Source organism: Hydrogenophaga laconesensis (assembly GCF_031457235.1).
In the GTDB taxonomy this organism is placed as follows: Bacteria; Pseudomonadota; Gammaproteobacteria; order Burkholderiales; family Burkholderiaceae_C; genus Hydrogenophaga; species Hydrogenophaga laconesensis.
Map to the genome: position 1 here is coordinate 1 of NZ_JAVDWE010000051.1, position 1,116 is coordinate 1,116.

General features: G+C 67.2%; 1 protein-coding gene and 1 pseudogene. Both read right to left on the reverse strand.

Going from position 1 to position 1,116, the window contains the following annotated elements; all coding sequences use genetic code 11:
- Positions 1-893 (reverse strand): electron transfer flavoprotein subunit alpha/FixB family protein (locus J2X09_RS27015; RefSeq protein WP_204735979.1); only part of this gene is annotated, 893 nt, incomplete at its 3' end.
- 11 nt (positions 894-904) lie between these two features.
- Positions 905-1,116 (reverse strand): annotated as a pseudogene (locus tag J2X09_RS27020) (electron transfer flavoprotein subunit beta/FixA family protein); the annotation flags it as partial.

Genomic DNA, 1,116 nt, shown 5'->3' on the forward strand with positions numbered 1-1,116 from the left:
TCGGCCTCCAGGCCGTAGTCGGCCACGGAGAAGATCGGGGCCTCGGGGTCCTTGTTGATCGCCACGATCACCTTGGAGTCCTTCATGCCGGCCAGATGCTGGATGGCACCGGAGATGCCGGCTGCGATGTACAGCTGCGGCGCGACGATCTTGCCCGTCTGACCCACCTGCAGGTCGTTCGGGGCGTAGCCCGCGTCCACCGCTGCGCGGCTCGCACCGATGGCGGCGCCCAGCTTGTCCGCCAGCGGCGTCATCACCTCGTTGAACTTCTCGCTGCTGCCCAGCGCACGGCCACCCGAGACGATGATCTTGGCTGCGGTCAGCTCGGGACGGTCGCTCTTGGCGATCTCGCTGCCCTTGAACTCGCTCTTGCCATCACCCAGGGCCGCCGTGGCGGTTTCCACCGCTGCGCTGCCGCCCGTGGCTGCGGCCGGGTCGAAGCCGGTCGTGCGCACCGTGATCACCTTCTTCTCGTCGGTGGCCTGCACGGTCGCGATCGCATTGCCCGCGTAGATCGGGCGCTCGAAGGTGTCGGCGCTCACCACCTTGGTGATGTCGGAGAGCTGGCCCACGTCCAGCGTAGCGGCCACGCGCGGCGCCACGTTCTTGCCCGAGGCCGTGGCCGGGAACAGGATGTGGCTGTAGCCGGGGGCGAGCGCGAGCACCTGCGCGGCCACGTTCTCGGCCAGGCCGTGCTCGAAGCCAGCATCGTCCGCGTGGATCACCTTGGCCACGCCAGCGATGGCGGCGGCGGCCTTGGCGGCTTCACCGGCGTTGTGGCCGGCCACGAGCACGTGCACGTCACCACCGCACTGGGCGGCGGCCGTCACGGTATTGAGGGTCGCGCCCTTGATGGAGGCGTTGTCGTGTTCTGCAATAACGAGTGCGGTCATTTGTTCAGTCCTCAGATCACTTTGGCTTCGGTCTTGAGCTTGGCAACGAGCGTGGCCACATCGGGCACCTTCACGCCGGCACCGCGCTTGGGCGGTTCGCTGACCTTCAGGGTCTTGATGCGGGGGGTCACGTCCACACCGAGGTCTTCGGGCTTGAGCGTCTCCAGCGGCTTCTTCTTGGCCTTCATGATGTTGGGCAGCGTCACGTAGCGCGGCTCATTGA